A 20,197-nucleotide genomic window follows, 5' to 3' on the forward strand; every position below is an offset into this window, starting at 1 on the left:
CCGTCTTATTTCAGCATGCCATTCTGGCGGAACCACGCCACCGCATCCGTCACCGCGTCACGCGCCGGACGCGGCGCATAGCCCAGTTCCCGCTCGGCCTTGTCGGAGGAGAAGAACATCTTCTTCCGCGACATGGCCAGCATTTCGCGCGTCACGCGCGGCGCGATACCGAACCCGCGCGACAGCCATTCCGACACCACCGCCACCGGCCAGATCACCTCCTGCGGCAGGCTGACGCGCGGCGGCTTCACGCCCGCGATCTGCGACGTCATGGCGAACAGGTCGCGCAGCGCCAGGTTCTCGCTGCCCAGGATGTATTTCTCGCCGATCCGTCCCCGTTCCAGCGCCAGGGCATGCCCCTCCGCCACGTCATCGACATGGACGAGGTTCACGCCCGTATCGACATAGGCCGGCATCTTGCCCGCCGCACAATCCAGGATCATCTGCCCGGTCGGCGTAGGCTTGATGTCGCGCGGCCCCACGGGCGTCGAGGGGTTCACGATCACCGCCGGCAGGCCGCGCTCGCGCACCAGGCGCAGCACTTCCTGCTCCGCCCGGTATTTCGACCGCTTGTAGATGCCGATCACCGCATGCTCATGCACCGGCGTGGCCTCGTCCGACACCGTGCCGTCGCCGATCAGCCCTAGCGCCGCCACCGAGGAACAATAGACGATCCGCTCCACCCCCGCATCCTGCGCCGCCAGCATCAGCCGCCGCGTGCCCTCCACATTCGCCGTCATCATCGGCGCCGGGTCAGGCACCCACAGCCGGTAGTCGGCAGCGACGTGAAACACATAGCGGCAGCCGCGCACCGCCTCGGCAAACGTCGCGGGGTTGGAGAGATCGCCCTCGACCATTTCGGCCGGCAGGTCGCGGATATTGCTCAGGTCGGCGCCCTTGCGGGCCATCAGCCGCAGGCTGTGCCCCCGCTTCAATAGCGTGCGGGCAACGGCCGAACCGACGAATCCGGTCGCGCCGGTAACAAGCGTGGGGGCAGTCATGATCCGATCAAATGCTCCGGAAGGTCCCGTCCGCACGACCCCGGGGGGCCGACCGGACGGCGGAAGGCGGGGCACCATTTATCCCGACACCACATGGTGGCGCCAGACCCTCCTCTGGTGTAAGTCAGGCCCAACCCATGCGTCGGCCCCCTCCTGGCGGAGTGGCCATGGCGCGGCAGACGAAGTGCGGTCAATCCTTGAAAAAACTCACGATCCTGCTGGCCTTCCTGGGACTGGCCCTGATTACCGGATGCACCGCATGGCTTGGCGCCGGGTCCGTGCTGAAGGCGGTCCTGTCCATCGGCATCGTCGGATTCGGCGCCACCATCCTCGCCCAGCTTGCAGTGGATGCAATCCTGGGTGTTGCCTGGCACGCGGCCTGCCGCGAGATCGGGCTGGCCCACCTGACCATGGCCCGCATGGTCCGCGACGCGGCGGCGACCTGCCTGCCCTTCTCGCAGCTCGGCGGCATCCTGATCGGCATCCGCGCCACCGGCGCCGAGGCCTCGCCGCGCACCGGCGGCCGGTCGATCGACTGGCCCGAGGCCGCCAGCGCCAATATCGTGGACCTGACGACCGAGGTGCTCGGCCAGATCGTGTTCGTGCTGATCGCGGTGGTGTTCCTGGTCGCACACCAGCAATCCAGCCCGTTCGCCAAGCCGGTCATCATCGGCACGCTGCTGCTGGCCCTGGGCATCGGCGGCTTCATCTGGACCCAGCAGCACGGCGGCACCATCCTCAAGCGCATGGCGCGCGGACTCAGCCGCAACATCGCCTCGCAATGGCACAGCGCGATGCTCAGCAGCGCCGACACATTGCAGGAGAAACTGGACGAGATGTGGTCGCACCCCGGCCGCATCGCCGAGGCCGCGGCGGTCCATCTCATCGCCTGGATCGGCAGCGCCGCCGCCATCTGGGTCGGCTATTATTTCCTCGGCGCGCATCTCAGCCTCAGCGGCGCCATCGCGATCGAGGGCGTGGCCTGCGGCATCATGTCCGCCTCGTTCCTGGTACCCGCCGGCCTGGGCGTGCAGGAAGCCGCCTACATCGCGCTGGGCTCGGCCTTCGGCATCGACCCCTCGATCTCGCTGGGCCTGTCGCTGCTGCGCCGGGGCCGCGACCTGGTCATCGGCATCCCCGTCCTGCTCCTGTGGCAGGCCGCCGAGGTGCGCCGCCTGCGTGGCAGCCGCGCGAATGCCACCCCCGAGGACGGCCCCTACCCCGCCTCCGAACGCTCGCGCTAAACCGACCCGCGCCATGACCGATACCCCGACCGTCTCTCCCCTGTTCGGCACGCTCGCCGTCATCGGCCCCGGCCTGATCGGCTCGTCCATCCTGCGCCGTGCCCAACGCGACGGCACCATCGCCCGCGAGCTGGTGGCCTGCGACATCGACCCCGCCGTCCGCCAGCGCGTCACGGAACTCGGCATCGCCAACCGCGTGGAGGCCGATCCCCTCCATGCCGCCGCCGACGCCGACTGCGTCATCCTCTGCGTGCCCGTGGGCGCCATCGCCACGGTCGGCGCCCAGATCCTGCCGGTCATGAAACCCGGCGCGATCCTCAGCGAGGTCGGATCGACCAAGCAGTCGATCATCAACGCCATCGCTCCCGCCCTGCGGCCCGATATCCCCTTCGTGCCCACCCACCCGATGGCCGGCACCGAATATTCCGGCCCCGATGCTGGCTTCGCCACCCTGTTCGACGACCGCTGGTGCCTGCTGACACCGCTGGAAGACACCGACCCGGCCGCCACCGCGCTGGTGGAAACGATGTGGCACCGCCTGGGCGCACGCACGCGCATCATGGACCCGGCCCATCACGACCGCGTCTGCGCCATCGTCAGCCACCTGCCGCATCTTCTGGCCTTCACCATCTGCGGCACCGCCGACGATCTGGCAGACGAAACGCGCTCCGAAGTGCTGGATTTCGCGGCCTCCGGCTTCCGCGACTTCACCCGCATCGCGGCATCCGACCCGGTGATGTGGCGCGACATCTTCCTGAACAACCGCGAAGCCCTGCTGGAAATGCTGGCCCGCTTCATGGAAGACGCCCAGGCCATGGCCCGCGCCATCCGCTGGGGCGACGAGGATTTCATCGTCGACCGCATCGAACGCGGCCGCCATATCCGCCGCAGCCTGCTGGAAAACCGCCAGGCCTGAAGACCGGCGCGCGATACGACGCTTGAAGCCCCGCCCAATAAGATGCATAAAAAATATATCTTATTGGGCGGTCGTAACGACCTGAAAACACGCATGAGCCAGAGCCAGTCCCTCCGCGCCGCCACCGGCAGCCTGATCGGAATCACGCTGTCCTGCCTCGCGGGCATCGCCCTTGCCCCGGCCGGGGCAGCCGCCATCGTGGCACCGATCGGCGCATCGGCCGTCCTGGCCTTCGCCGTACCATCCAGCCCTCTGGCCACGCCGCGCGCCATCATTCTGGGCAATACGCTATCGGCAGCCATCGGCACGCTGGTCTCCTGCCTGCCGGGCCTGCCTCTCGCACTCGCGGCCGGGTTGGCGGTCATGCTGGCCATCGCCGCCATGTCCGCCACACGCACCCTTCATCCTCCGGGGGGCGCTGCCGCCCTGACGGCCGTGCTGGCCCACCCCGCCGCCCACGGCCTCGCCGGCGCGCTGCTGTTCCCCTTCCTTCCCGTCGCGCTGAATTCCATCATCCTGACGGTAGCCGCAATCGCCTTCCATCGCGCGACAGGCCACGTCTATCCGCATGTGCCCGTGCCGGCTCCCACCACCCCGACACCGCACTTCACCCATACGGACATCCAGACGGCGCTCGACCGCATGCCGGACCCGCTCGACGTGGTTCCCGGCGACATCGAACAGCTTCTGGTCCTGGCTGAAGAGGCCGCCGCCGCACGCCGCAGCCGCCGCTGAGATCCGTCAACGCGGGCCATCACGCCCCGCGCAGAAAATCCCTCAACACCAGCGCATGGTTATGCACAAGGTCATGTGCCGCATACAGCAGCGTGACCTTTTCCCTGCCCGCCAGCGCCCCCAGTTGCGCAATCTCCGGATTTCCAGCCTCAAGTTCCCGGCGATACCGGGCCTGGAATTCCTCCCAGCGCACCGGATCATGCCCGAACCAGTGCCGCAGATCCGGGCTGGGCGCCACGTCCTTCAGCCACAGATCCATCTTCAGCGCGTCCTTGCGCACCCCGCGCGGCCACAGTCGATCCACCAGCACGCGCACCCCGTCGCCGGGTTCAGGCGCGTCATACACGCGCTTCAACCCGATTTCGGACCGATGATCTTCCCTCACCATAGCCGCCCCCTCCGTTCGCGCCGGCCGTCCGAAGGGCATCCCTCCGGACAGCCGTACGACCATCGATCAGACGACAAGTTCCGGATCAACCGCCGACCCGAAGAACTCATAGCGGATCTGCGCCGCCGGCAATTCCGCCGCCCGCAACGTCCCCACCATGTCCCGCATGAACGAGTCCGGCCCACAGATATAATAGGTCGCCCCCCCCGGTCGAGCGTCTCGCGCAGCCAGCCCGTGCCGATGCGCCCGGCATGCCGCGTCACCCCCGGCCCGCCATCCTGAACCGCCCCATCGGCATGGGCGAAGAAGAAATCCGCCGTCAGCACGCCGCGCGCGGCCAGATCACACACATCCGGCACGAAGGCCGCCGTCTCCGGCGTGTCCGACCCATGCACATACCGCACCGACCGCCCGGCCTTCGCCGCCAGTTCCGCCAGCATCGAGACCGCGGGCGTCAGGCCCACACCGGCCGTCAGCAGCACCACCGCACCATCCGCCGCCTCGTCCAGCACGAAATCGCCGGCCGGATTGGCAACCTGAAGCTCGGCCCCTTCCCGCACACTGTCCTGCAACCACGGCGAGACCACGCCCCCCTCGGCCCGACGGACGCTGATCCGGTAATGATCCGCCCCCGGCGCCGAGGAAATGCTGTAATTGCGGCGCTGCGTCCCATGGCCCGGCACATCCAGCCTGAAGCTCAGATACTGCCCCGCCTTATGCCGCGCGATCGGCCCGCCATCGACCGGCACCAGTTCGAACGACACGATCACCGGCGTCTCCTGCCTGCGCGCCCGCACGCGGAACGCACGCCAGCCCACCCAGCCGCCCGGCTCCGCCTCATGCGCGTCATAGATCTGCTTTTCCCGGCCGATCAGGATATCGGCCAGGAACCAGTACGCCTTGCCCCACGCATCCAGGATTTCCGGCGTCGCGGCATCGCCCAGCACCTGCGCGATGGCCCCCAGCAGGGCCTCGGCCACATACGGATAATGCTCGGGCAGAATGTTCAGCCCGACATGCTTCTCCGCGATCCGCTCGACCATGCCGCCCAGCGCGCCCAGCCGGTCGATATGCTCGGCATAGGCCAGCACCGCCAGCGCCAGCGCCTTCGGCTGCTCGCCGTCGCGCTGATGCGACATGTTGAACAGATCGCGGATCTGCGGATGCGCCAGCAGGCGCTTGTACATTTCCGTGGTGATATCCACCCCGTGCGCCTTCAGCGCGGGGACGGTGGCACGGATGATCGCACGGGTCGCGTCGTCAAGAGGAGCGGACATGGGTCCATCCTTTAAGGTTTATTTTCAATACACCTTTTCGGACGCATTGGAAAACCTGTCAAGAACGCGCATCTTTCCGATCATGAAATTGACGTTGCAAACCGACTATGCACTGCGCGCATTGATCTATCTCGGCAGCCGGACCGAACGCCTGTCCTCGATCCGCGAGATCGCGGAAGCCTACGGCATTTCCGAAGCCCACATGGTCAAGGTCATCCACCGTCTGGGCATGGCCGGCTTCATCGACACCATTCGCGGCCGCAACGGCGGCATCCGGCTCGCCCGCCCGGCCGCCGACATCAATATCGGCGCCGTCGTGCGCTATATGGAAGACGACATGGCCCTGCTGGCCTGCATGGGCGCCAATGCGGATACCGATCCCCGCGCCCAGTGCCTGCTCATGCCCGCCTGCCGCCTGCGCGGCGTCCTGGGCGAGGCGTTACAGGCCATGACCACGGTCCTGGACCGTCACACGCTGGCCGACGTCATCACCCCCTTCGAACGCGGCAGGCTGAACACCCCCTGACCGCATAAAGCGGTTTCCAAAGGCACCGCCTTTGGCGGGGTGCGGGGCAGAGCCCCGCGAAAGCGCCTATTTCAACCGCGCCGCAATCCCGGCCACCCGCTTGCCATAAAGCGCGGCCGTCTCCAGATCGCCCTTGTGCACCTCATCCGCCCCCGCATCGGCCGGCGAACGCGCCAGCAGACCGACCGAACCACCCAGATTGTTCGGATCGTCCGATGTCGCGGCCTTGGTGTTGGAGGGCAGAACGCCCAGGCTCACCCAGATCCCGCCATGCTGCGAAGCCAGCGTCTGCAACGTGATCAGCGCCACCTGCTTGTCGCCGTTCGGGCTAGCCGAGTTGGTAAAGCCGCCGAACACCTTGTCCTGCCACCCGCGCGTAAACCACACTTTCGAGGTCGCATCGGCGAATTTCTTGAACTGCCAGCTCACGTTGCCCATGTAGGTCGGCGTGCCGAAAATGATGGCATCCGCCGCATTCAGCGCATCCCAGTCCGCTTCGGCAATCTCGCCCTGCGCATCGATCGCGATGATCTGCGCCTCGGCGCCGCGCGCCACATGCTCGGCAACAGTCTTCGTGTGGCCATAGCCGGAATGATAGATAACGACCGTCTTGCTCATGTCTCGTTCCCTCGCGCTGACGCGGATTGCGATCCGTCCCAACCAGGTTTCATATTGAAACCAGGTTTCGATTCCTGATACGCACCGACGCCACCGCCAGCAAGAAGGCACTTTTCCGAAACATGGTTACACCAAGGAAACCGCCGCCCTGCCCGACCGCCGGCACCAACCGGCCCACCGGCGCGCGGACGACACCGGAGCCGGAGACCGGCATCCCCGCCTTCAACGTCTATGCCAGCGCCTGCCCCGCCCGCATGGTGCTGGACCGCATCGGCGACAAATGGGCGCTTCTGGTGCTCGGCCGCCTGCGGTACGAGGCCGCGCGCTTCAACGTCATCCGGCGCGACATCAGCGGCATCTCGCAGAAAGTCCTCTCGCAGGTTCTCAAGAACCTGGAACGCGACGGGCTGGTGCTGCGCACGGTTCACGCCACCGTCCCCGTCGCCGTCACCTACAGCCTCACCCCGCTGGGCGAGACCCTGACCCAGGCCGCCACCAGCCTGATCCACTGGGCCGAGAGCCATATGGAACAGATCCAGCACGCCCAGCGCCTGTACGATGACCGCATGGCCAACGCGGCCCCCTGACCAGCCGCCCTTGCGTCGCTCCCTCCCGGAGCCTGCCTTGCAATGCGCGCTGGCAAGCGAGAGCCGCCCAAAGGACCGCGCCCGACATGTGTCTCCGGGCCTCGCTCGGAACGGCGTGGCCTCAATGGCCATGAGCACCGAAGCGCAGGAAACACGCATCGGACCGCCACCGGCACGCCCGCCCGGTCAGGCGCTCACACCAGCGCCGTCGCCCGCACCTGCTCGCGCACCGTCTCCACAAACCGCCGCAGCAGCGGCGTCGGCGGCTCCGGCCGCGTCGCCACCGCCAGCGTTGCCCGCGGTGCCGTCCCCGCAATCGGCCGGAACACCGCCCCACCGGCATGGATCTGGTCCAGGCTCGCCGGCACGATCGACACCCCCAGCCCGGCCGCCACCAGCGGCACCGCCGCCGTAATCTGCGGCGCCTCCTGCCCCAGTTGCGGCGTAAACCCCGCATTCTGGCACGCCGCCAGAATCGCATCGAAAAAACCCGGCCCCAGCGCACGCGGAAACAGGATCAACGGGTCCCCCGCCACATCCTGCAACGCCACCCGCGCCTGCCCCGCCGCCTTGTGCCCGACCGGCACCGCCAGCAGCGTCGGCTCGTCGAATAGCGTCTCGATCGTAAACACCCCACCCGGCGCCGGCGGCCGGATAATCGCCACGTCGATCGTCCGCTCCGTCAGCGCCGCACACAGCGCCGGCGTGTTGCTCTCCTCCATCGTGATCACCGCATGCGGCAGCGCCAGCCGCAATTGCCGGATCGCCGCCGGAATCAACGGCAGCAGCGACACCGCGCCGGCCAAGCCCACGCGCAGGCTACCGCGCTCGCCACGCCCCAGCCCCGTCGCCACCTCCACGAACTCCTGGCGCATCTGCAACAGGATGCCCGCCCGCTTCACCAGTTCGGCCCCCGCCTCGGTCGGCACCGCCCCCTGCCGCGAACGCACGAACAGCTTCAGCCCCAGCATCTGCTCCAGCGCACGGATCTGCTGGCTTAGCGGCGGCTGTTCCATGTGCAGCGCCCGTGCCGCATGCGTGAAGCTGCCATGCTCGGCGATCGCGGCGATGTAGCGCAGATGGCGGAATTCGATATTCATATCTCAGACATATGGATAGCGGTGCTCGCATATATTGGACAGAAGAATATTCGCCTCCCAGTCTGCCCCCAACGCAGCCGGGACGAACGGGTCGCCCCGGACACCTCCGGGAGAGTCCACGCCATGACCACCACAGTCGGCCAGTATCTTTCCGCCCGCCTCGGCCAGATCGGCCTGAAGCACCATTTCGCCGTCGCCGGCGATTTCAACCTCATCCTGCTCGACGAACTGCTCGCCGAAGGCTCCACCAAACAGATCTATAGCTGTAACGAGCTGAACTGCGGCTACAGCGCCGAGGGCTACGGTCGCGCCAACGGCGCCGCCGCCATGGTCGTCACCTTCAGCGTCGGCGCCCTCTCGGCCATGAACGCCATCGGCAGCGCCTACGCCGAAAACGTCCCGGTCATCATCGTCTCCGGCGCCCCCAACACCAACGATCACGGTTCGGGTCACCTGCTGCACCACACGCTGGGCAACACCAATTACGGCTATCAGGCCGAGATGATGCGCCACATCACCTGCGCCACCGAAGTCATCTTCTCCGCCGACAACGCCCCGCAGCAGATCGACAACGCCATCCGCACCGCCCTGCGCGAGCGCAAGCCCGCCTATATCGAAATTCCCTGCAACCTCGCCAACGCCGCCTGCGCCGCTCCCGGCCCCGTCAGCAGCCTGCTGTCCGAACCGGCCGCCGACCCCGCCAGCCTGGAGGCCGCGCTGGAAGAAACCGGCCGCTTCCTCTACGCCCGCGACAAGGTCGTGCTGCTGGTCGGCAGCCGCATGCGCGCCTCCGGCGTCATCGACCTGCTGCCCGCCCTCGCCGACCGCATGGGCTGCGCCGTCACCGTCATGGCCGCCGCCAAGGGCTTCTTCCCCGAAGACCACCCCGCCTATCGCGGCGTCTATTGGGGCGAAGTCAGTTCCCCCGGCGCGCAGGAGATCGTCGAAGGCGCCGACGGCATCCTCTGCCTCGGCCCGATCTTCAACGACTACGCCACCGTCGGCTGGCGCGCCACGCTCAAGCCCGAGAACACCCTTCTGGCCGACCTGCACGGCATCACCGTCAACGGCCGCGTCTTCGAAGGCTTCTCCATCCGCCAGTATCTCGAAGCCCTGTCCGCCCGCGCCCCGCGCCGCGCCGGCTCCGCCGAAACCCCGCGCCAGCCTCTGCCCACCATCGCCCCGGCCCCCCGCGACGCCCGCCTGACCAACGACGAGATGACCCGCCAGATCAACGCCCTGGTCGACGGCAACACCACACTGACGGCCGAAACCGGCGATAGCTGGTTCAACGCCGTCCGCATGGACCTGCCCGGCGGCGCGAAGGTCGAAAGCGAAATGCAGTGGGGCAGCATCGGCTGGTCCGTCCCCGCCGCGCTGGGGGGCGCCCTGGCCGCCCCCGACCGCCGCCACGTCCTGATGGTCGGCGACGGCTCGTTCCAGCTCACCGCGCAGGAAGTCGCCCAAATGGTGCGCTACGAACTGCCGATCATCATCTTCCTCGTGAACAATCACGGCTACGTCATCGAAATCAAGATCCATGACGGCCCGTACAACTACATCAAGAACTGGGACTACGCCGGCCTGATCGCCGCCTTCAACGCCGAAGACGGACACGGACTCGGCCTCCGCGCCACCACCGCCGGCGAACTGGCGGGCGCCATCGAACAGGCCAAAGCCAACACGCGCGGCCCCACCCTGATCGAATGCGACCTGGACCGTTCGGACTGCACCGAAACCCTGGTCAAATGGGGCACCAAAGTCGCCGCCGCCAACAGCCGTGCGCCCAAGGTGAACTGAAGAAAGAACCTTCTTTTTCTGAAGAAAAAGAAGCAAAAAGACTTTTATTCGTTGGTTTTTGGCGGATTGTTCCGCCAGAAACCAAAAAAGAATCAGACGAGAAGCCAACCGCCTGTGATAGACTGGCAACAGGGCATGCAACGGCTTACAGACAGCATCAGGACCAAGAAACACGAGGGAAATCCCTCAATGTTCTGATGATCACAAAAAGCGTTCTTGTGTATCTGGTTAAGAAAGATCGTGTCCTACAGCACGCACTCCACTCATCCCACAACCCACGCTCTTCGCTCAACGGGAGCGGAGCAAATATCGCCACACACCATTTCGATAAGAAAAAACGATTGTCCCCACGATAAGACCCAGCAGAAACAATAAACTCTTTGGCTGAAAAATAAAAAACGACGCAATGGCGGGTCCGGGACACAGACCGGTCAATCCCCAACCCAATCCAAACAAACAGCTTCCTACGATCAACGATTTATCGATTTGTCTCGATGCCGGGATTTGAAAGGTAGCACCAAGAAGTGGCTGCGACAGATTCTTTTTCAGCCAGAACCCGCAGAATGTCACAAAGACGGCGCTCCCCAGAACGAATACCAAAGCAGGATTCCAATGCCCGGCAACATTCAGAAAAGACAGAACGTTGGAAGGATTAAGCATCCCGCCCAGAATCAACCCGAGACTGAATACGATCCCACATAGAAATGCTGCAATAGTTCTCATAACCGCGAACATGTTAAGTCCCCGTCAAAAGATGAACGATTGTAGCAGTTGCCATTCCCGTTCCGAGAAAACAGATTACAGCCACTATTGAGCGTGGTGATAAACGAGCCAGTCCAATCACGCCGTGACCACTGGTACAGCCATTTCCCAAACGCGTGCCGAAACCGACCAGAAAGCCGGATATGAGGACAACACTCCAAGGCGCTCGGATTGTCATTTCAGGCCATACACCGGTCATAAGGCGCCAGAGCAGCGGACCACTGACCAGCCCCAACAGCAAAGCGGCTCCCGGCCAGATATTTCTCCCCGAAAGTGTTTGAGCAAGCAATCCGCTGATGCCGGCAATGCGGCCGTTCAGCAGCAGATAGGCTGAGCAAGCCAGACCGATCAGGCTTCCTCCCGCAAGACTGTTCCAGTATATCGGGGACATCTTTATTCCTTCCGCTCGCAATAGATATGATGAAGAGCGGCGATAACCTGCCCTGCCTTCTCATCTGAAAGACGGTAGAAAACAGAAAGACCTTCCTTTCGGAACGTCACTATTCTCGCCGCCTTCAGGACTGTCAGATGCCTGGACAGATTGGGTTGATATATACTCAGCTCGCTTTGTATCTGCCCAACCGACATCTCCCCTTGAGCCAATGCACAGGCGATAAGGAGGCGATCGGAATGCGACAATGTTTTCAGCAATTCCGCCACACGAAACACATTGGCCTGCAAATCGTCCATTATCTCTATCTCTGCACCACCACAAAATTATCGTTTTATCGATAAATAGATATCGTCTCATAGAGTCAACCAAATTGTTGCATGGAGAAATATGTGGCTGTCGCGTGCTCGCACTTCGCTCCCGTCAAAGGACCGTCTGCTTTCGCCTTCATCTCGATCGCCGAGGTGGTGATGGTGGTTGCCTGAAAGCCGACATTTTTAGGCGAACTGCCGTAGATTGCGTTTAGGACTTTCCTGCCGATCACCATTGATACGGAAAACTGCGGGCAATGCCGAAACTGACAGTTTGTAGAGTCTCTTAGCGGTCAGGTTGTGAGACGTGTATCGGCTAATTGCTCTCAACTCATACGAAATCCGAAACTGTCTTGACGTTTTTTACAATTACAATCTAGGTTTTACACCATAAAGTTATAGCTATCGAGTTGAGGTGTAACGAATAATTATGTCGGATGCTAGCAAGCGGGGTGGTCCCGAGCCGATTGTGCCTCTCAAGGATGACGATGCCTTTTGGCTCTCTGACTTGTATCCCGACGCCAAGGCCTTGTTCGGGCACGAGCAAGTTAGCTTAGATTTTGCCAGCAAAGAATCCATTGTGGTTCTTGATGCTAACGTTCTGCTACTTCCATTTGAATTTACATCTGCTTCCGTTAAAGAGGTAGAAAGAGTCTATAGGGAATTGTGTTCTTCTAAGCGTTTGGTTGTGCCGGGTCAGGCAGCACGTGAGTTTTATAAAAATCGAAGCAATAAAATCACGGTTATTGCTGACGCCATCGATGCCTCTATAGTTAAAGCAAAGAAACAGATATTCGATAAAACTATTCCACTTCTAGAATCCGACGCTGATTACCTCAAGGCTCGCGCACTAGGAGCGGAGTTGGTAAAACTGGGTCAGGAAATCGCTTTGAAGCTAGAGATAGTCAACAAGCGCTTAAAGGATGAGATTGGGGGGGATCGCGTTTCCCTGCTCTACCGTACATTGCTTGGCGACTGCGTTTCTGACTTTGAGGTTAAACCAGATGATCGCCAAGCCATTAGCAAAGAAGTCGCTCGCCGTGCTCGTTTGAAAATCGCGCCGGGTTACAAGGATCAGCAAAAAGAAGATGGCGGGATAGGTGACTATCTCGTTTGGAAGTCAATTTTGCACGAGGGCGAGAAGCGTAAGGCTCACTGCATCTTTGTCACTGAGGAAGAGAAACCCGATTGGTGGGTTAAACGACATGGCACTTTTCAGCCTCGCCCTGAGTTAATCGACGAATATCGTCGCGCATCAGATGGTAAGTCTATTCATTTGGTGCCTCTGTCCGGCCTGCTCAGTGTATTCAAAGCTAATGAGGAGGTAGTCCAGCAGGTTCAGAAACTGGAACAACGCAAACGGGTCGTCGTTGAAATCAAGAAGAAAAAACCGCTATCGTCCGCTTCCAATCGAATCTCTGTTGAGCCGAATCCAGGGATCGGACAATACATACGGTTTCGTAATGAAATGAAAAATATCGACAATGAGATAGAACTCGTCAGAAATATGGAGCGCGATGGAATAATTTCTCAAATGAATGCGGTTAAAATGATAAATAACCTAAAAATTAAAAAGGAATCTATAACCGAAAATCTAAATAATTCTGAAATTTTTCTCAAAAAAATTGGTTCACTGCGTGAATCTCAATCAACTTCTGATAATGATTTGTTATGAGATATTATTTTTTCAACTTAATCCGCGCCAGCTAGCTTGAATTTTCATTCACCAGCTCTTTTGCTAGCGACCAAATTACGGATATCAAAGTCCGATCCGCCGAATGAACGGACATCTGGTCTCGGGGCTCCGATGCGGCAATATCGTGGGCGGCTTTCTAAGTAACACCGATCGAAAAGACATAGAATGCGAAGTGGCTGCTTTCGGTTATTGTTTTCAGATAACCGACATTCTGCTTTCCCCCCTAACTTGCCATCCAGTCCTCGACGCGCAATCCTTCAACTCTCATGAACTCACGGGAGTTACTGGTCACAACAACAAGTCCTCTGCTGCGTGCATGTCCCACAATCATCAGATCATAAAGACCGATCACACAGCCTCGGCGCTCCAGATCGGCTCTGATGTCCGCCGTGTGCACTGCCGCTTCATCATCAAACGGCAAAACGGACAGGCGCGCCGCGAACTGCTCCACCTGCCGCCGGACCCTGACGGGTTCAGAAGATTTTTCAGCCCCATACAGAAGTTCATATAATACGACATCGGAAATACAGAGTGCTTCCGCATTGTCGTTGAACCGCTCACGCAACCCCTTCGGGCGGTCACGCAGCACGCGGATGCAGAAATTCGTATCCAGCAGGTAACGTAGCATCAGAAGCTGTCACGCTCCTGCATCGCAGGCTGATTACGCAACGCCAGATCAATGCCGGGCGCGGCAAAAAAATCATCCCACGCAGCATCCGCCGGCGCGATAATCCGGCGCGCACCATCGGGAATGATGACCACCTCTTTCAGATCACCATCAAAAGCCACCGCTTTGGGCAAACGTACGGCTTGGGAACGATTTGAAAGGAACAGAGTCGTACGGGCCAGCATGACACGCTCCATATTGGATATACACTTTGTATATCCAATTCAGCACCCATAATCAATGAAATCCGCAGGCTCGCTGTCCACCTGCTCGCAGAACAGGGCAAGTCCTGAAATTCCTACAGGATAGAAATCTCAGGCAAGCAGCCTACGGCAAAGCAGAAGCCGGAAGGCCCGCCTCAGCCTCCCGCCACCGCCTCAATCGCCCCATACTCCGCGCTGTAGCACATCCCCTCGATCCACGCCCGAATGTCATCCGGGCGCGCCACCGCCGCCATCCCGTTCGCGAACAGGTACTCCGCCAGCCGGCAGGCCGACGTAACCTCAACTTCCAGAATCTGCGATTGCGGCGGATACAGCATCCCCCGCGCCTGCGCCGAGGGCGAAACCTGATCGGCCAGCGCATGCGCGGCCTCGATAATCAGCCCGTCGGTAATCAGATGCGGCCGCGTGGCATAAACCGCCAGCCCCAGACCGGGGAAGATATAGAAATTATTGGCCTGCCCAGGCCGGAACACCATGTCCCCCCGCATCACCTGCGGAAACTGGATGCCGGCCGCATACAGCGCCCGCCCGTCCGACCAGCCATAGGCCTGCTCCGCCGTGCATTCCGGGCGCGGGATCGACAGCGGAAAGATGATCGGCCGCGCATTGATCTCGGCCATCAGTTCCACCACCGGCTGGGTAAACGCCCCCCCGGCGGTGGAAACCCCGATCAGCACGCTGGGCCGCACCCGGCGGATGGTCTCCAGCAGGTCACGCGTCGGGGCCGCCGCATGGGCATAGCGCCGCTGTTCATCGGTCAGGTCGGTGCGCGAAGGCTCCACCAGCCCCTTCACATCCATCATGACGATGCGCGACCGCGCTTCCGCCACCGTCAGCCCCTCGGCCTCCATCGCCGTCACCAGCAGGTCCGACGTCCCCAGCGCCGAAGACCCGGCACCGAGGAACAGGAAAGTCTGGTCCGCCAGTTGCTCGCCCTTGATGCGCAGCGCCGTCACCAGCCCCGCCAGCGTCACCGAGGCCGTGCCCTGAATGTCGTCGTTGTAGCACAGCACCCGGTCGCGATACCGCTCCAGATACCGGATCGCATCCGTGCCCTTCCAGTCCTCGAAATGGATGCAGCAGGCCGGAAACACCTCCTGCACCGCCGCGACGAATTCCTCGACGAACGCATCCAGTTCCGCCTCCGGCGGCGGCTCCCGCCGCAGGCCCAGATAGAGCGGATCGGCGCGCAGGGCAGCATTGGTGGTGCCGATATCCAACTGCACCGGCAGCGTGGTGTGCGGCGGCACCGCGCCGCAGGCGGTGTAAAGCTGCAACTTGCCGATCGGAATACCCATGCCGTTGGCACCGATATCGCCCAGCCCCAGAATGCGCCCGCCGGTGGTCACGCACAGAAAGCGCACATCCGGCGCCGGCCAGTTACGCAGCACCTCGGCAATGCGCCCCTTCATATCGAGGCTGATATACATGCCCCGGGGCCGACGGTACAGATGGCTGAACGACTTGCACACCTCGCCCAGCGTCGGCGCATAGACGATCGGCACGAAACGCGCCGGGTCCGACATCAGCACCTTGTAGAACAGCGTCTCGTTCCGATCGACCAGCGCGGAGAGGTAGATATACCGCTCCAGATCGGTCGGCTTGGCGTCCAGATGCGCCATCACCCGCTCGGCCTGCCGCTCCAGCGTCTCCACCTGCGGCGGCAGCAACCCTTCCAGCCCCAGCGCCCGCCGCTCGTCAGCGGTAAAGGCGGTTCCACGGTTCAGGAACGGATCGGTCAGCAAAGCCGTGCCACGCAGGCTCTGGCGGTCGGATGACGTCATGTTCGGGGTCCTCCATGCACTGATCAGCGGCCAAAGCCGCCCTACCGGGTCATTTCAGCAATAATCCTCAAAAACCTGCCCGGAGATGCGCGCTGGCGAGCGAGAGCGCCGCAAAACGCCGCGCCCGTCATGGGTTTCTCAGCACCGAAGCGGAGCGGCCTCAATGGCCGTGGGCATCGGAGCACAGGAAACACGCATCGGCCCGCCGCCAGCGCGCATCTCCAGGCAGGTTTTCATACGCCCGGCAATTCGTTGACGGCGACGATGCGCCACGCTTCCGGGAAACGCTCGATAATCGTCAGGGAAAGATTCTGGATCGAGAAATGCAGCGCCGTATCGGCATGCACGCGCAGCGCATGCGCCAGCGCCGCGCGGATCGCCCCGCCATGGCTCACCACGATCATGTTCCGACCCGCATGCACCTCGGCCATCCGGTCCATCGTCTCGCCCACGCGGGCGCACACATCCAGCATGCTCTCGCCGCCGGGCGGCCGTTCCGAGGCCGCGACCGACCAGAACAGATGCGGCGCCAGCTTCAGCTGGTCCAGCAATTCATGGTGGCGCAACCCCTGCCACGCCCCCAGCGACTGCTCCAGAAATCCGGGCTCCACCGCCCAGTCCCGCTCGCCATAGCCGGCCTCCTGGATGGTCCGCGCGGTATGCTGCGTGCGCCCCAGGGGCGAGGTAAACCATTGCGCGTTCTGCGGCAGCCGCGCGGCCAGCGCCTCGTACATGCCGCGCTGCGCCACCAGGCTGTCGGGACACAGCGGCACGTCCAGCGTGCCATACACCCGCATCCGAGCATTTTCCTCGACCACCGCATGGCGGATCAGCCAGAAACGGGTGACACCGTCCGTCAGCTTGGGGGTGTCGAGGAAGTGACCGTGATTCTGGTTCATGCAAGCCGGTCCAATCAGGGCAGGATAACGGGTGGTCCGGTATCCATAGCCGGAAGCGGCGCGTAGGTCTGTACCGGGTCGGCCGCCGCCAGCCTCTCCCAATAGCGCAGGATCAGCCCGATCTTGGCCAGAACACGCTGCGCATCGGCAATTTCCCGATCCATGCGCAGATCGGGCACCAGCCCGTCATGCGACGGCTCGCCCGAAACCAGCCGCGCCCCGGCCGACAGCCGCAGCGCCCCCGCCACCCCGCCCGGCAGCATCGGGTGCGGCAACGGCACCGGCTGGCCGACATGGCACAACTGCCCGGCCAGCGCCCGGTCAGCCCCCTCCGGCACCACGCGCGACAGGTCGGCATTCAGCCACCGATAAAGCGCCCGCGCCGGCTCCAGCCCCAACGGTACGAACCCCGGCGGCACGGAATCGTCCCCACAGGGGGGCGACGCCAGCGGGTCGCGCACGAAAAAGCTCAGGATGGTCCCGCGATCGTCCCACGCATCGGCCAGCGGCGGCCGCGCCGGATGCGGCACCGCCAGCCGCCGCAGGTCGGGGTCGGTGTCGATCGCCGCTTCCAGCGCGCCCAGAAACCGCGCCAGCCGCGCCCGCACCACCGGCCGGGGCACCTCCCGCAGCGCCGTCATCTCGGCCAATGCGGCATACCAGCGCAGCATCAGCCCCACATTCTCGCCCGCCGGCAGCCCCTGCGCCGCCGGCAGCGCCGGCCACGCGGCCCGATGGCAGTAATCCGCCAGCCCCGCCGGCAACGCCCCATCCCGCAACCGCGCCGTCACCCCCTCGGGCAGCAGCAGCGCGCCGCAGAAAGGCGGGCCGGTAAAGAATTTGGAACCGGTGATCATCACCATCCAGCCCCGGTCCAGGTAATCGCGCACCCGCGCCGGGTCCAGCCGCGCCTGGCAGGCATCCACCACGATATCGGGCACCGGCACGCCATCGGCACGGGCCGCCTCGGCCAGCCCGTCCAGCATCTCCAGCCCCGGCGCCAGCAGCCCGGTCTTGGACAGGTCCAGCCGATGCAGCAGCACATGCCGCCCCGCCTGCCAGGCCCGCCTCGCCAGTGCGCTGCAATCCCGGTCGATCTCGGCCAGCGCGCGCGACGCCCCGTCCGGCTGGCGCAACGGCACCGCCAGCAGCAGCGTGTCCGCCGGAAATCCGTCGATCAGCCCGCCCTTGGCCACCTGCGCGCCCAGCGCGGTGTCATTCGCGAAATGGCAACCTTTTGCCGCTAACGGTACGCCGCTCCCCGTTTCCTCGGGGGCGAGAAGGATGTTGCTGACCGAATGGCCATCAGAACCCAGCATCGCCAGCGCCAGGGCATACAGTTCGCAATCGGTCCCCGATGGCGCCAGCACGACGCCCTGGGTCCCGGCCATCCCGTAATGGTCCGCGATCCGGCGGCGAACCTCCGCGACCATCTCCGCCCGGACCCGCGCCCCATCCCCCGTCAGCCCGCCCAGCACCAGCCGCACGCGCGCCGCCTCGGCCCCCGCGAAACCCCGTTCGGAGACCGAGGACGCGGTAGAGGACGCATAGGTCACAGCCCAGGGGCGCGGCCGATGAGACGACCCATAGTGATTCAACCCGGTCGCCGGGTCGATCGCCAGCCGGGCATCGCCACCCTCGGCCATCAATTGCTCCGCCGGCCCCAACAGCGGCCACAGCGTCTCCAGCCGGACCACCAGCCGGTCGAATGCGCCCGCATCGGCGCACCCGGCGGCAACCGGGGGCTGCAAGCCCGCCAGTTCCGCCCATATCTGCCGCAAGCGGTCGGCACCGGGCGACGCCACGGCGGCCATGTCGGCATGCCACCACGGCCCCGGCGACGGCCCCGGCGGCCCACCCGGCCCATCCAGTTCCGCGAACAGGGCGGCGGTGCGCGCCGCGCACAGCCCGGCCAGCACGCCATCCTCGGGCACGGCCTCGACCAGCCGGGCCAGTTCCAGTGCATGACGCAGCACGACCGGCGCGCAGGCCGGCCTCCGCAGGCAGGGCGCCCCCAGCACGACCATGCCGTCGGCCCGCACCACGAACGCCCGCTCCAGCGCCGTATCCAGCCCGATGCGCCGCCCACCCGCGATCACGCGCAGGTCGGGGCGTTCCAGGACGCAGGCCAGGTCATGGGTCAATCGTTCGGCGAGCACGCAAAAATCCCTGTTGCCATCATCATTATGCGCGCAGGCCCCCGGCGCGGCAATCGCCCCGCCCCCCGACGGACCATCACGAACCATCAGGAAAGGAGCGACCCATGCAAACCCCAGGATCGGACCCCACCCCGATGACCAACCTGTCGCACCTGCACCCCTATCGCGCGAACGCGCCTGCGGCAAACGACCGCACGACCGCACCCGCGATGAAAGGCATCCTCCTGGCCGGCGGGTCGGGCACCCGGCTGCACCCCATGACGCTGGCCACCAGCAAGCAGTTGCTGCCGGTCTACGACAAACCGATGATCTATTATCCGCTCTCGACGCTGATGCTGGCCGGCATCCGCGATATCATGATCATCTCCACCCCCGACGACCTGCCGCAGTTCCAGCGCCTGCTGGGCGACGGGGCGCAATACGGCGCACGCTTCAGCTACCGTACCCAGCCCAGCCCGGACGGCATCGCCCAGGCCTTCCTGATCGCCGAGGACTGGCTGGCCGGCGCCCCCTGCGCCCTGGCGCTGGGCGATAACCTGATCTTCGCCGACCATCTCGGCACGCTGCTGCAAGGCGCGGCAAAACGCGACAGCGGGGCCACCGTCTTCGCCTATCAGGTGCGCGACCCCGAACGCTACGGCGTGGTCAGCTTCGATGCCGAGGGCCGCGCCAGTTCGCTGGTCGAAAAGCCCGCCACCCCGGCCTCCCCGTGGGCGGTCACGGGGCTGTATTTCTACGATGCCCGCGTCAGCACCTTCGCCCGCCAGATCCGCCCCTCGCCCCGAGGCGAACTGGAAATCACGGACCTGAACCGCATCTATCTCGAAGAAGGCTCCCTCCAGGTCGAAAAACTCGGCCGGGGCTGTGCGTGGCTCGATGCCGGCGTGCCCGACGCTCTGCTCCAGGCCGGCATGTTCGTGCAGACCATCCAGTCCCGCCAGGGCATGCTGGTCGGCTCGCCGGCCGAAGTCGCCTTCCGCATGGGCTTCATCGACGCCGCGCAGCTCCGCACGATCGCCGGCAGCGTTTTCAAGACCGAACTCGGCCGGCACCTGCACGACGTGGCCGAGGCAGCCGCGCCATCCACCCCCATGCCGATCTCGGCATAAACC

Annotated in this window: 20 protein-coding genes and 1 pseudogene; 8 read left to right on the forward strand and 13 right to left on the reverse strand. The window is 63.9% G+C overall.

Annotated elements, in window-relative coordinates:
• Nucleotides 1–5: 5 nt before the first annotated feature.
• The gene (hpnA, locus tag C7453_RS00070; protein WP_114724928.1) at nucleotides 6–1,001 is read right to left on the reverse strand and encodes a hopanoid-associated sugar epimerase; all 996 of its coding nucleotides are present in this window, start codon (nucleotides 999–1,001) and stop codon (nucleotides 6–8) included.
• A gap of 197 nt (nucleotides 1,002–1,198) precedes the next feature.
• Between hpnA and C7453_RS00075 the strand changes: the two genes are divergently transcribed.
• From C7453_RS00075 to C7453_RS00085, 3 genes are all read left to right on the forward strand, one after another.
• Nucleotides 1,199–2,245 (forward strand): lysylphosphatidylglycerol synthase domain-containing protein, encoded by a 1,047-nt coding sequence (locus C7453_RS00075; RefSeq protein ID WP_114725907.1) that lies wholly within the window; start codon nucleotides 1,199–1,201, stop codon nucleotides 2,243–2,245.
• Nucleotides 2,246–2,258: 13 nt separating this feature from the next.
• A complete protein-coding gene (locus tag C7453_RS00080; RefSeq protein ID WP_114724930.1) occupies nucleotides 2,259–3,161 on the forward strand; it encodes a prephenate dehydrogenase/arogenate dehydrogenase family protein in 903 nt (300 codons plus the stop codon).
• Between the two features lie 93 nt (nucleotides 3,162–3,254).
• A complete protein-coding gene (locus C7453_RS00085; RefSeq protein ID WP_114724932.1) occupies nucleotides 3,255–3,896 on the forward strand; it encodes an HPP family protein in 642 nt (213 codons plus the stop codon).
• A 19-nt stretch (nucleotides 3,897–3,915) separates the two neighbouring features.
• On the opposite strand, the gene C7453_RS00090 is transcribed toward C7453_RS00085, so the two are convergent.
• Both C7453_RS00090 and hmpA read right to left on the reverse strand, forming a co-directional pair.
• Nucleotides 3,916–4,284 (reverse strand): DUF488 domain-containing protein, encoded by a 369-nt coding sequence (locus tag C7453_RS00090; protein ID WP_114724934.1) that lies wholly within the window; start codon nucleotides 4,282–4,284, stop codon nucleotides 3,916–3,918.
• Nucleotides 4,285–4,350: 66 nt separating this feature from the next.
• Nucleotides 4,351–5,561: pseudogene (hmpA, locus tag C7453_RS00095) on the reverse strand (NO-inducible flavohemoprotein).
• Between the two features lie 82 nt (nucleotides 5,562–5,643).
• On the opposite strand from hmpA, the gene C7453_RS00100 reads away from it, so the two are divergent.
• On the forward strand, nucleotides 5,644–6,087 hold the full coding sequence (locus C7453_RS00100; RefSeq protein WP_114725909.1) for an Rrf2 family transcriptional regulator: 444 nt from the start codon (nucleotides 5,644–5,646) through the stop codon (nucleotides 6,085–6,087).
• A gap of 66 nt (nucleotides 6,088–6,153) precedes the next feature.
• On the opposite strand, the gene C7453_RS00105 is transcribed toward C7453_RS00100, so the two are convergent.
• Entirely contained in the window at nucleotides 6,154–6,705 is a 552-nt protein-coding gene (locus C7453_RS00105) for a flavodoxin family protein (RefSeq protein ID WP_114724936.1), read from the reverse strand.
• A 122-nt stretch (nucleotides 6,706–6,827) separates the two neighbouring features.
• On the opposite strand from C7453_RS00105, the gene C7453_RS00110 reads away from it, so the two are divergent.
• Entirely contained in the window at nucleotides 6,828–7,292 is a 465-nt protein-coding gene (locus tag C7453_RS00110; protein ID WP_114724938.1) for a winged helix-turn-helix transcriptional regulator, read from the forward strand.
• A gap of 194 nt (nucleotides 7,293–7,486) precedes the next feature.
• Here C7453_RS00110 and C7453_RS00115 read toward each other — a convergent pair whose 3' ends face one another.
• Nucleotides 7,487–8,392 carry a LysR family transcriptional regulator gene (locus C7453_RS00115; RefSeq protein ID WP_220791121.1) on the reverse strand — a complete coding sequence of 302 codons (906 nt, stop codon included), beginning with the start codon at nucleotides 8,390–8,392 and terminating at the stop codon, nucleotides 7,487–7,489.
• Between the two features lie 123 nt (nucleotides 8,393–8,515).
• On the opposite strand from C7453_RS00115, the gene C7453_RS00120 reads away from it, so the two are divergent.
• Complete coding sequence (locus C7453_RS00120; RefSeq protein ID WP_114724940.1) at nucleotides 8,516–10,192, forward strand: alpha-keto acid decarboxylase family protein; 1,677 nt, start codon at nucleotides 8,516–8,518, stop codon at nucleotides 10,190–10,192.
• Between the two features lie 288 nt (nucleotides 10,193–10,480).
• Here C7453_RS00120 and C7453_RS00125 read toward each other — a convergent pair whose 3' ends face one another.
• From C7453_RS00125 to C7453_RS00135, 3 genes are read right to left on the reverse strand one after another with little or no spacing between them, the layout of a single operon-like run.
• Nucleotides 10,481–10,927, reverse strand: a complete 447-nt coding sequence (locus C7453_RS00125) for a DUF6691 family protein (RefSeq protein WP_211310996.1) — start codon at nucleotides 10,925–10,927, stop codon at nucleotides 10,481–10,483.
• A 1-nt stretch (nucleotide 10,928) separates the two neighbouring features.
• Nucleotides 10,929–11,345 carry a YeeE/YedE family protein gene (locus C7453_RS00130; protein WP_114724942.1) on the reverse strand — a complete coding sequence of 139 codons (417 nt, stop codon included), beginning with the start codon at nucleotides 11,343–11,345 and terminating at the stop codon, nucleotides 10,929–10,931.
• A gap of 2 nt (nucleotides 11,346–11,347) precedes the next feature.
• Nucleotides 11,348–11,644 carry an ArsR/SmtB family transcription factor gene (locus C7453_RS00135; RefSeq protein WP_114724944.1) on the reverse strand — a complete coding sequence of 99 codons (297 nt, stop codon included), beginning with the start codon at nucleotides 11,642–11,644 and terminating at the stop codon, nucleotides 11,348–11,350.
• A 442-nt stretch (nucleotides 11,645–12,086) separates the two neighbouring features.
• Between C7453_RS00135 and C7453_RS00140 the strand changes: the two genes are divergently transcribed.
• Nucleotides 12,087–13,331, forward strand: coding sequence for a PIN domain-containing protein (locus C7453_RS00140; protein ID WP_114724946.1), 1,245 nt, complete (start codon nucleotides 12,087–12,089; stop codon nucleotides 13,329–13,331).
• A 244-nt stretch (nucleotides 13,332–13,575) separates the two neighbouring features.
• On the opposite strand, the gene vapC is transcribed toward C7453_RS00140, so the two are convergent.
• From vapC to C7453_RS00165, 5 genes are all read right to left on the reverse strand, one after another.
• Nucleotides 13,576–13,980, reverse strand: coding sequence for a type II toxin-antitoxin system tRNA(fMet)-specific endonuclease VapC (vapC, locus tag C7453_RS00145; RefSeq protein ID WP_114724948.1), 405 nt, complete (start codon nucleotides 13,978–13,980; stop codon nucleotides 13,576–13,578).
• The gene (vapB, locus tag C7453_RS00150) at nucleotides 13,980–14,204 is read right to left on the reverse strand and encodes a type II toxin-antitoxin system VapB family antitoxin (RefSeq protein ID WP_114725915.1); all 225 of its coding nucleotides are present in this window, start codon (nucleotides 14,202–14,204) and stop codon (nucleotides 13,980–13,982) included. Before vapB ends, vapC begins: the two co-directional genes overlap by 1 nt.
• A 173-nt stretch (nucleotides 14,205–14,377) precedes the next feature.
• On the reverse strand, nucleotides 14,378–16,027 hold the full coding sequence (locus tag C7453_RS00155; protein ID WP_114724950.1) for an NAD-dependent malic enzyme: 1,650 nt from the start codon (nucleotides 16,025–16,027) through the stop codon (nucleotides 14,378–14,380).
• Nucleotides 16,028–16,260: 233 nt separating this feature from the next.
• Nucleotides 16,261–16,926 carry a histidine phosphatase family protein gene (locus C7453_RS00160; protein WP_114724952.1) on the reverse strand — a complete coding sequence of 222 codons (666 nt, stop codon included), beginning with the start codon at nucleotides 16,924–16,926 and terminating at the stop codon, nucleotides 16,261–16,263.
• Nucleotides 16,927–16,940: 14 nt separating this feature from the next.
• Complete coding sequence (locus tag C7453_RS00165; RefSeq protein WP_170143071.1) at nucleotides 16,941–19,085, reverse strand: hypothetical protein; 2,145 nt, start codon at nucleotides 19,083–19,085, stop codon at nucleotides 16,941–16,943.
• Between the two features lie 209 nt (nucleotides 19,086–19,294).
• Here C7453_RS00165 and rfbA point away from each other — a divergent pair, with 209 nt between their 5' ends.
• Entirely contained in the window at nucleotides 19,295–20,194 is a 900-nt protein-coding gene (rfbA, locus tag C7453_RS00170) for a glucose-1-phosphate thymidylyltransferase RfbA (RefSeq protein WP_114725917.1), read from the forward strand.
• Nucleotides 20,195–20,197: the final 3 nt, after the last annotated feature.

The sequence above is a fragment of the Gluconacetobacter liquefaciens genome (genome assembly GCF_003350405.1).
GTDB classification, from domain to species: domain Bacteria; phylum Pseudomonadota; class Alphaproteobacteria; order Acetobacterales; family Acetobacteraceae; genus Gluconacetobacter; species Gluconacetobacter liquefaciens.

Coding starts and splice junctions, on each gene's coding strand:
- C7453_RS00120 (WP_114724940.1), top strand. CDS start 8,516: ATGACCACCACAGTCGGCCAGTATCTTTCCGCCCGCCTCGGCCAGATC.
- C7453_RS00085 (WP_114724932.1), top strand. CDS start 3,255: ATGAGCCAGAGCCAGTCCCTCCGCGCCGCCACCGGCAGCCTGATCGGA.
- C7453_RS00135 (WP_114724944.1), bottom strand. CDS start 11,644: ATGGACGATTTGCAGGCCAATGTGTTTCGTGTGGCGGAATTGCTGAAA.
- C7453_RS00130 (WP_114724942.1), bottom strand. CDS start 11,345: ATGTCCCCGATATACTGGAACAGTCTTGCGGGAGGAAGCCTGATCGGT.
- C7453_RS00115 (WP_220791121.1), bottom strand. CDS start 8,392: ATGAATATCGAATTCCGCCATCTGCGCTACATCGCCGCGATCGCCGAG.
- C7453_RS00105 (WP_114724936.1), bottom strand. CDS start 6,705: ATGAGCAAGACGGTCGTTATCTATCATTCCGGCTATGGCCACACGAAG.
- rfbA (WP_114725917.1), top strand. CDS start 19,295: ATGAAAGGCATCCTCCTGGCCGGCGGGTCGGGCACCCGGCTGCACCCC.
- C7453_RS00100 (WP_114725909.1), top strand. CDS start 5,644: ATGAAATTGACGTTGCAAACCGACTATGCACTGCGCGCATTGATCTAT.
- C7453_RS00160 (WP_114724952.1), bottom strand. CDS start 16,926: ATGAACCAGAATCACGGTCACTTCCTCGACACCCCCAAGCTGACGGAC.
- vapB (WP_114725915.1), bottom strand. CDS start 14,204: ATGCTGGCCCGTACGACTCTGTTCCTTTCAAATCGTTCCCAAGCCGTA.
- C7453_RS00090 (WP_114724934.1), bottom strand. CDS start 4,284: ATGGTGAGGGAAGATCATCGGTCCGAAATCGGGTTGAAGCGCGTGTAT.
- C7453_RS00140 (WP_114724946.1), top strand. CDS start 12,087: ATGTCGGATGCTAGCAAGCGGGGTGGTCCCGAGCCGATTGTGCCTCTC.
- C7453_RS00155 (WP_114724950.1), bottom strand. CDS start 16,027: ATGACGTCATCCGACCGCCAGAGCCTGCGTGGCACGGCTTTGCTGACC.
- C7453_RS00110 (WP_114724938.1), top strand. CDS start 6,828: ATGGTTACACCAAGGAAACCGCCGCCCTGCCCGACCGCCGGCACCAAC.
- hpnA (WP_114724928.1), bottom strand. CDS start 1,001: ATGACTGCCCCCACGCTTGTTACCGGCGCGACCGGATTCGTCGGTTCG.
- C7453_RS00125 (WP_211310996.1), bottom strand. CDS start 10,927: ATGTTCGCGGTTATGAGAACTATTGCAGCATTTCTATGTGGGATCGTA.
- vapC (WP_114724948.1), bottom strand. CDS start 13,980: ATGCTACGTTACCTGCTGGATACGAATTTCTGCATCCGCGTGCTGCGT.
- C7453_RS00080 (WP_114724930.1), top strand. CDS start 2,259: ATGACCGATACCCCGACCGTCTCTCCCCTGTTCGGCACGCTCGCCGTC.